8 protein-coding genes are annotated in these 9,099 nt (G+C 49.8%); all 8 read right to left on the bottom strand.

Annotated features, from left to right (window positions below):
• Positions 1-252: 252 nt before the first annotated feature.
• The 8 genes from Q0R17_RS10280 to rplU all read right to left on the bottom strand — a co-directional run bounded on the left by Q0R17_RS10280 (position 253) and on the right by rplU (position 9,093).
• Positions 253-1,425, bottom strand: coding sequence for a class I SAM-dependent RNA methyltransferase (locus Q0R17_RS10280; RefSeq protein ID WP_293934757.1), 1,173 nt, complete (start codon positions 1,423-1,425; stop codon positions 253-255).
• On the bottom strand, positions 1,422-4,244 hold the full coding sequence (locus Q0R17_RS10275; protein WP_293934755.1) for an ATP-binding protein: 2,823 nt from the start codon (positions 4,242-4,244) through the stop codon (positions 1,422-1,424). Before Q0R17_RS10275 ends, Q0R17_RS10280 begins: the two co-directional genes overlap by 4 nt.
• Positions 4,244-4,891: a hypothetical protein gene (locus tag Q0R17_RS10270; protein WP_130105676.1), complete on the bottom strand. Its 648-nt coding sequence runs from the start codon at positions 4,889-4,891 to the stop codon at positions 4,244-4,246. Before Q0R17_RS10270 ends, Q0R17_RS10275 begins: the two co-directional genes overlap by 1 nt.
• 34 nt (positions 4,892-4,925) lie before the next feature.
• The gene (locus Q0R17_RS10265; protein WP_293934750.1) at positions 4,926-5,576 is read right to left on the bottom strand and encodes a hypothetical protein; all 651 of its coding nucleotides are present in this window, start codon (positions 5,574-5,576) and stop codon (positions 4,926-4,928) included.
• A gap of 48 nt (positions 5,577-5,624) precedes the next feature.
• Entirely contained in the window at positions 5,625-6,899 is a 1,275-nt protein-coding gene (locus tag Q0R17_RS10260; RefSeq protein ID WP_293934748.1) for a hypothetical protein, read from the bottom strand.
• Positions 6,900-7,008: 109 nt separating this feature from the next.
• Positions 7,009-8,256 carry a GTPase ObgE gene (obgE, locus tag Q0R17_RS10255; RefSeq protein ID WP_293934746.1) on the bottom strand — a complete coding sequence of 416 codons (1,248 nt, stop codon included), beginning with the start codon at positions 8,254-8,256 and terminating at the stop codon, positions 7,009-7,011.
• 209 nt (positions 8,257-8,465) lie between these two features.
• Positions 8,466-8,744 carry a 50S ribosomal protein L27 gene (gene rpmA, locus Q0R17_RS10250; protein ID WP_293934743.1) on the bottom strand — a complete coding sequence of 93 codons (279 nt, stop codon included), beginning with the start codon at positions 8,742-8,744 and terminating at the stop codon, positions 8,466-8,468.
• 37 nt (positions 8,745-8,781) lie between these two features.
• The gene (gene rplU, locus Q0R17_RS10245) at positions 8,782-9,093 is read right to left on the bottom strand and encodes a 50S ribosomal protein L21 (RefSeq protein WP_046351465.1); all 312 of its coding nucleotides are present in this window, start codon (positions 9,091-9,093) and stop codon (positions 8,782-8,784) included.
• Positions 9,094-9,099: the final 6 nt, after the last annotated feature.

Genomic DNA, 9,099 nt, shown 5'->3' with positions numbered 1-9,099 from the left:
ATCAAGCACTCACACTCATCGACTGTATTTTGTTAAAGATCGTCTCGCTGTGACATCACCGTGTTGCTGTGTGTGCTGCAGCGAGAGGCCGAAATATACGGGGCATCACTGACTAGGTCAACCACTACCGCGCAACAAAACCGTAGCAATGCGCTAAGTAGTTGATTTAACTAGTTTGAAATCAAGGGGAAACTCAGCAGCTACAAAGCAAACAAGCCGCTTCACGAAGCGGCTTGTTTAAAATACGGTAGATTATTCTTCTGAACCGGTTGGTTTACGGCGCATACCGCCAGCAACCATCTTATATTCGAATAATCTGCACTCTAAACCACCGTTATATAACGGGGTACGTTTAGAAGCCTTGAGGCCCATATGTTTAGTGATATCCATATCTGCCGTGAGGAAATAAGCCCTCCAGCCTGAGAAACGTTTTTTGAGCGCATCGCCCCACTGTGGGTAAAGTGCGGCCAGTTTTTCTTTTTCATCTAAACGCACGCCATACGGTGGGTTGGAAACCCACACTCCTTCCATCTCAACCGGTGGCTTTGCATCCATTGCATTGAGTTGCTTTAAATGAATGGTGTCGTCAAAACGTGCGTAATCTAAATTGGCCTGAGCATGTGCAATCGCGGCGGTGGCCACATCACTACCATAGATAGGGAAGATTTCTTTGGTTTCTGCTGCGCGTGCTGCAGCCACCAATTCTTGCCACATTTCTTCGTTATGCAAACGCATTTTTTGGAATGCGAATTCACGGCGCGCGCCTGGAGCAATTTTGCGGGCAATCATTGCAGCTTCGATAAGGAAAGTAGCCGAACCGCACATTGGATCGTAAAGTGCCTCGGCAGGCGTCCAGCCGATTAAGGCGAGAATGCCAGCGGCGAGGTTTTCGCGCATCGGCGCATCCCCAGTTTCCACACGGTAACCACGCTTAAATAGCGCTTCACCCGAAGTATCTAAATACAACGTAGCCATGCGATCAGTTAGATATAGCTGAATACGCATATCTGGATCAGCCGTATCCACACTTGGGCGCTTATCATTTTTTAAACGGAAGCGATCACAGATGCCGTCTTTAATCCGTAAAGCGACGAATTCTGGGCTGCGAATCTGCGGCACGCGATAGGCGGTAACGCCCACCTTAATGGTGCAATCGACTGAAAATAGCTCGGACCAATCTAGATCACGCGCCATGGCGTAGAGATCGTCTTCTGTTTTCCATGTTTTTTCTGCGACGCGCCACAGAATACGGCTAGCGATGCGAGACTGTAAATTAGCCTCATACATCAGCGACCAAGAGCCAGCAAAACCGACGCCACCCTCAGTCTGCTTGATTTGGTCGGCACCCAGCACTTCTAGCTCGGCAACGAGCGGGCCTTCTAAACCACGTGGGCAAGGTGCGAAAAAATGGAATACTTGTTTCATACAATCAACTCTTGTTGGGCAGTTTCAACCCGACGACGGGTTTGAAGAATAAGCGGCGCCCAAGTGTCGCCAGGGCGTTTTTTACGGGTGGTCAACGTTAAATCAGATGGCGCATAAACATTGGTATTGTGCGTAAGCGGCGTGGTAATTAAATACTGAGCCTGAGTTGCTTTCAAGAAAGCACCCACGCGATCAATATTAAAAATATCTAGGTGGGCAAATGGCTCATCAATAAACACAAAGCCAGAAGGATTGGCATCATCCATCATCAAGCCAATCAACAGAATCAATGACTTCATTACCTGTTGGCCACCTGATGCTTCACCATCATTCATGCCCATCATGCCTTTCTGGTCAAAATTGAAACGTGCCGCCAAGCCTGCTTGTGCAAGTACGGCATCATCGTTATCCAGATGAGGCATTTCGGCCTCGACATCAATCCCAGCCAGTTGGCCCAAGCGGGCAATATTGCGGCAATAAGCGCGCACGGTGGCACGCAGCTTATTAATATAGGCGGCGCGCGCTTCATGCGTCAGCTCACCAGTGCGCTGCACTTCTTTGTGGTGAACTTCCGCGTCTGTCTGCACTGCATCATAATCTTTTTGCAGTTTATCGCGACGGGCAAGGATGGTTTCATCCGTTTCCCACGAGCCATTTGCCAGCTGCTGGCGTTGGCGCTCTAGTAAATGCTGCACTTCGCGCACGCTGCCAAATTGATCGCGCACTGCGCTCAAGGCAGCAACATCGGCCAGATGCGCTTGCATGCTGGTTTTTAACTCGCGCAACTGGCGCAGCTGTTTTTGAATTTCTAGCTGCTGGCGCTGCAATAAATCTTGCTGGTAATTTACTTGCCCAGCTAAACGCTCACGCTGATCTTTGCTGCGCTCATAACCCACGCGCAATTCTTCACGCGCATCCCGAGCCGCTTCCCAAGCAGCTTGTGCCGCAGCCAATTCAGCGCCCAAATTTTGTACTGAGTCTTGCTCGCCAGGAAAACGCGCAGCAGCGGCGGCAAACTCTTCCTGCCTTGCCGCCAACTGAACCACAGCCTGCATGCCCATTAATTGCTCGGTATGGGCGCTGATATCACGACTTAAATCAACATCACGCGCTTCGGCATCTAAAATTTGGTGATTTAATTCTTTAATGCGACTCAGTGCATCGCCTAGGCGCGACTGCCTTGCTGCCTCACCAAAGGCAAAATCATTCGGGCGCACGCTGATATCGCGGCCACCACGGCGCTCTTTGTGATAGCCCTCTTTGGTGATCCAATCGCCATCAACCTTACCACTCGCCTCAACCGTAACCACGCGCTGAGTACGATTTAATAACTGCACCACCCAGCTCGGTGCGTCGCCATTAAAGTCGACCACTTCCAATACTGAGCCTTTATTCGCACGCGGTACAGGCTCGCTGTCCGGCACAATAAAGTGGCGATAGCGTAAGCGCTGCGCAATTTCCCAAGCCCGATTACGATCACTTGCACGTTTAAGCAAAACAATGTGGCGATAAGGCGCAAGTAAGGCCTCAACCGCCTGCTGCCAAGTTGCATCAGTGACTTCAACGATCTCAGTTAAAACTTGATGCGGAATCGCGGCCTCATCCAAGGCTCCACGCATATTTCGAGTGAAATCTGGCCCAGGCGCTCGGCCCGCTTGCAAAACGTTTTGCATATCGAGCAGCTGCTGGCGCTCTTCTTTAGCCGTACGCAGCCATTGTCGCAAGCTAGCGAGCTGCTCTTTTAAAGCCAATAATCGATCATTAATACTGACCGCATCGCGGCCGTGCTCTGATTCGGCCAGCTCCCGCAGGCGAGTTTCTTCTTTTAACAGTTTTTCAGTATCACGCGCAGCGTCACGCACCTGCTGGAATAAAGCAAAGTGACTATCGTAAGCTTGCTTTGCTTCGCGCTCAAACACCAAAGCCGCTTCACGATGCTGATCAAACTCGCTATAAGATTGATTCAGCAGATCCAACTCTTGTTTCTTAGCGCGTACATTGGTTTTAGCGAGGCGGAACTGCGTCAAGCCCGCCAACAAGCCATCCCATTGCTCTAGGTATTTGAGCCCTGGCACCACATCACTTTCTAAACGCAGCACATCGCGCTGCAAAGCTTGCCATTCTAAAAAGCTATTAGAGCGCAGCTTCATCCGCTCCACATCCAGCCCAAGCTGGGCCATCTGTTGCTCTACCTTGCCCAGCTCACCCTCAGTTTCTTTTAGGCGCAACTTGGCTTCTTGGTAGTTATCCAGCACCTGCTTATCGCCAAACACTTGAAATACTAAATCCAGCAAAGCCTTAGGGCTGTATTCGCACAACTTATCGGTGTCGCCCTGCTCCAGCGCCAAGACTTCGGCAATGGCCGCAGTCAGGCCCGCAGATTCAAGCCGGCGCTTATATTCATTCACGCCCAACCACTGCAAACCACTTTCAGTTTCTGGTGTTAGCTCGACTACGCCCTCGGCAATAGCGTAGTGGCGTACCCAATCGCCACCCTGTTTTTTAACACGGCAAAACAGTGTGACCTCAGGGCTAGTAATTGGGAAAAACAGATAGGGGAATAAGCCGCCTTCACCACGGCGCGGATTAGAAACCACCCCGCGCAGCCAAGCAAAGTTTTCTTTATTATTACGAACATAGCGCTTGTAATCACGCCGCCCTGAGCAGCGCAAGGCCAGCAAAGTGCGTAAGGCATCGAGCATAGTGGTTTTGCCCGAGCCATTTGGGCCGACGATAGTCACAATCTGGGCATCTAGCGGTACACGAATCGCGCGCCAAAAATCCCAGTGGACCATTTCAATCTCACGAATTTGAAACATTAGTCCTCAACCTGCTCTGCCACATGGACAGCATCAATCTTTAATAAATCAGCCAACGCCCCGTTGATGATTCGCGGAGCAAGACGCGCGTAATCAATCATCAGATCCAATAGTGGGCCTTCATAAACCATCTTATTGCGGCGATTTACAAAACCCAGCTTAGCCAATTGGCTTAAATTCATAGAGAAACGCGCTTTACCACCCAGCTTTTTACCAAAGTCGGCATAAATAGCTTCTTCTGGAATACCGGGTGCCACCTCATCGCCAAATTCTATTGGTGATGCTTCACCAAACATATCGTCTGGATCAGACGCCGACAAAGCAATTTGGCGCTGGCGCTTAGGCAAGATAATCAAGGCCCAAACCACAATCAGCAAGGCAATCGCATCCCGTGGCATGCCCATATTATTGGACAGCCAGTTTTCTCCCTCACCAAAGACCCAGTCTTCCATCTCGGTAGCAAGGCCGACGGCGATATATTCTGCGTAAGGATTTTCTAAGAGGCGCAGGCCACAACCGGCTAGCCGGTGATCCAGCGATTCACGGAACGCTTCATCAATCAAAGCGCGCCGCGCCAAAGGATCTTTGCGCGGTAAGAAGCGATGCGCCAAGAGGCGCGCAACCAAAATATTAAGAGCTTGATCCATGTACACCCAAACTAAACATATTTAACAGCCAAAATCAGCGCAGCAATTCAGCCAGTTGATGAGGTTTGCCCAGCATTGCCTTCGCCAACTCTTCACAAAGTGCTGGTGTGCATTGCACGGGGCTTAGCACGTATTGGTCTTCGCCCAGATTGGCCAAATTACGAATATTTAAACGAATCTTGCCGGTTTCATACACAGCATCGAAACGAAAACGCGTTGGCACGATAGGAGCGATCGTAATCGCCGCACGAATAAACTTACCATCCGCTGCAGATTGGACTTTTTCTTCCAGCTTGCAGCCGTATTGCCACAGCTGCTCTTTTAAATGCTTAGCGGCACTTTGAGAGGAACACACGGTGCGTAAAGGCTCAGTCCCCTGCCACTCAACAATAAACTCAATGTAATCAGGACAGTCCTTTCCCTCAAGCGATTTATTGCGGGAATTTGCCGCAGCCAGCGTCATATTCAACCGCATAAATTCGCCTACTCCCCACACCCGATAAACATGCGGGCTAACTGGCTTGACCACTTTAAGCTGATTGGCTAGCTCATAAAAATACGCCATAGCCGAGCCCATTGCCGCCTCAATGAAGCCCATATTGGCTAAATAAACACGCCTTTGCTCGGCATCATCCGTTTGTACCGATTCGGCCTGCTGCTTTAGATCATCCAAAAGACCCATCATTCACTCCACTTAATACTGTCCGATATAGAAAGATTATATGCCATCTTTCTATTTTACAGCGTCAACAGGACGTAAACGGCCTCGACTAATCGCCGCGACTTCTAAGTGTTCGAGTAACTCAACACCCGGCTCCGCCTCCAAGAACAAGGGCAGCCTCACCAAATCAGCGACCACACTTTGTTCTAGTGCCGCATCAGCATCACCAAGCAAAGAAAGCAAAGATAGGCGATAAGCTGTAACGTTGTAAGTATCTGCCAACACCTGCTCAAATAGCTCGGCACTACCACCACGGGCCGCCAAGGCACCCAACTCTTCAAACAGGGCTTCTGCATCTAGCAAACGCTCTACTTCCATCGCCTCAACGTCTTCTGCCACTTCACTCTCTGGCAGAGCACTCTCGATATACTCAAGCCGCTCACGGCTAATTAGCTCGTACTCAGAAATATCTAACAGCTCGTCCGCCGTTACAAACACCGGCTCAGGGTGAAAAATCAATAGGTCGCGCCCCAAATTAGCCAAAGTATCTTGATCTAAACGGCGCAGCCAATCGGCCACATTGGTTGAAGTGAGCCCTGATTCGCCCAAATGCACACGCTGAGCCGCCAACTCGCTTAAGCGCCGCTGGAAAACACTGGTTAAACGCAGCATCCGGCTTTGCGCCGTAGCAATGGCTTGTGCCTGATTCAATGTCTGCAAATCAAGGGTGTCATCATCGAGGATGGAATGCATCACCTCAGTGCCTTTTTCCACCCATTTCCAAACACTCTCTAGCTTAGATTGTGCTTTACGAATTTGGAACTCGGATTGCGATTCAAGTGCTTCTTCAAAATCGCGGTACAGCTCATTAAGCCGCGCCAACAGGTGCTGAAGCGCTTCATGTGCGACTCGCCCAACCGATTGGCCAGCAGCAACTTGGGCGGTTAAATAACCCAGCTCAGCATCGCCGTCTGAAAACTGTACCAAAGTGCCAATCGAGGCCAAGGCAATACGGCCAGGCTCTGAAAGGGAATAAAGCTGCTCATCCGAATCCCAGACCAAGAGGCCGTTATCGCGGATACGCTTAAGTACGGTTTCTAGCTTAACCGGATTGATATAAGCAAAGTGAGCTTGTAAATCTTGTGGAGTCCAGCGCGGAGCTTGGGCACGCGCACCAATTTCGCGCAGCACCAAGAGACGCACCATCACCTCTTCTTCGCCACCGCGAAACAGTGTAATAAAAGCGTCCAGATAGGGACGAGCGCGCATCAACCCCGCCAGTGGCGGCAGATCAAGTGGCACAAAGCCAGGCTGAAAAAATTCTAAGAGTGCGGAGTCGTTCTGCATGTGGCCGGCAGATGAATACTGAAGGGAAGGGAGCTTAACGCGTACACCCGCTAGACACCAGCCCGAACATTTCACGTAGGGGCTGATTCAGCGGGTGTATCAAAAACAATTAAGCGCTGGCGCTATCGTCTGAAGCTAATAAATCAGCCTGAGTAGCCGCTTGCTTGGCAGCTTCTTTTGCAAGAGCTTCAGCGGCTTTTGCCGCTTCTTTTTCAGCAGTAGCGGCTTCTTTGGCAACAGCTGCGGCTTCGCGAGCGATTTCTAGCTGCTCGGCACGAATTTTATCTTCATTACGAGTATAGATACGAGCGGCTTCTAGGTAATCCATAATCGCGTAAGTTAAATCGCGACAACCTTCACCGGTTAAGCCAGAAATCGTAAATAGACGTGGCTGCATTGGATCAAATACGGCGTATTTATCCTGAGCGCCCGCATCCCAACCATAAGCTTTCAAGAAGTTTGCAACCCGCTCAGCCCGCTCTTCTTCTGGGATCATATCCAGCTTATTCAGCACTAACCAACGTGGTTTCTTATGCAATTCTTCATCGTACTTACGCAGTTCCTCAACAATGGCGCAAGCCTCAGCCACTGGATCGGTACCTTCATCAAAAGGAGCTAAGTCAACAATATGCAGCAAAATACCTGTACGCTGTAAGTGTTTCAGAAAGCGATGACCCAAGCCCGCGCCCTCTGCTGCGCCTTCGATCAGGCCAGGAATATCTGCCACTACAAAGCTGCGGTTATCATCGATGCGTACTACACCCAAATTGGGGAACAACGTAGTAAAGGGATAATCAGCAACCTTAGGTTTTGCCGCTGAAACAGCGCGAATAAAAGTTGATTTACCCGCATTAGGCATACCTAGCAGGCCCACATCCGCCAGCACTTTAAGCTCCAAACGCAGCTCACGACGCTCACCTTCTTCAGCGGGCGCAGTTTGGCGCGGAGCACGGTTAACTGATGACTTAAAGTGCAAATTACCTAAACCGCCCTTGCCACCCTTAGCAATCACCACGCGCTGGCCGCTTTCGGTTAAATCGGCGATCAGCTCACCACTTTCCGCATCTACAATCGACGTGCCAACAGGCATACGCAGCTCAACATCATCGCCGCCCTTGCCATAACAATCTGCACCACGGCCGCCTTCACCATCACGTGCTTTGTATTTTTTTACAAAACGGTAATCAACTAAAGTATTGATATCTTCATCTGCAACGGCCCAAACACTACCACCACGGCCACCATCACCACCATCTGGGCCGCCACGAGGAATAAACTTCTCACGGCGCATACTTGCAGAACCACTACCACCCTTACCGGCAATGGCTTCAATCTTTGCTTCATCAATAAATCTCATTTGGATCTCCACCAAAACACTTTAGAAGACCGCCCATTTACTTAAGGCGAGGTACTGTTGCTTGTTATTTTTTGAGCGCTATCCAAACCAAGGTTAGATCACCCAGCAAAGCAAAAAAACAACAAGCAACAGAACCAAAACTTCCAATAGAAAAAAAGCCCCATCCATGATGGACAGGGCTTTAAAATATACCACTACAGCTTAATAAATTAAGCAGCTACTTCTTCGCCAACGTAAGGCAAGATAATTACAGTGCGACGCTTCAGAGCGCCTTTCACTGCATATTTTACATAGCCATCTTTCAGTGCAAACAAGGTGTGATCCTTGCCGATACCGACGTTATCGCCAGGGTGAAATTCTGTACCGCGCTGACGCACGATAATAGAACCGGCAGGAATTAATTCACCGCCGTAAACCTTGATACCAAGTCGTTTTGAATGTGAGTCGCGGCCGTTACGTGAACTACCGCCAGCTTTCTTGTGTGCCATGTAGCAACACTCCTACTGAAAATGCGAAAAGGCGGAATTACTTAACGATCGCGTCGATACGCAATTCAGTGTAATTCTGACGATGGCCTTGATGGCGCTGATAATGCTTACGACGACGCATTTTAAAAATGGTCACCTTATCGCCACGGCCGTGAGTTACCACGGTTGCGGAAATAGATGCACCAGCTACCAGTGGGGCACCAATCACCACTGCTTCACCGTCTGCCACCATCAATACTTCATTCAGTACGATCTGGCTGTCGATGTCTGCAGTAATCTGTTCTACTTTAAGTTTTTGGCCGACGACAACTTTATACTGCTTGCCCCCGGTTTTTACGACTGCATACATAACAAG

The sequence above is a fragment of the Iodobacter sp. genome, from assembly GCF_025352645.1.
In the GTDB taxonomy this organism is placed as follows: Bacteria; Pseudomonadota; Gammaproteobacteria; order Burkholderiales; family Chitinibacteraceae; genus Iodobacter.
The sequence above is the reverse complement of the archived record's forward strand: the minus strand, read 5'-3'. Positions and strand labels throughout refer to the sequence as shown.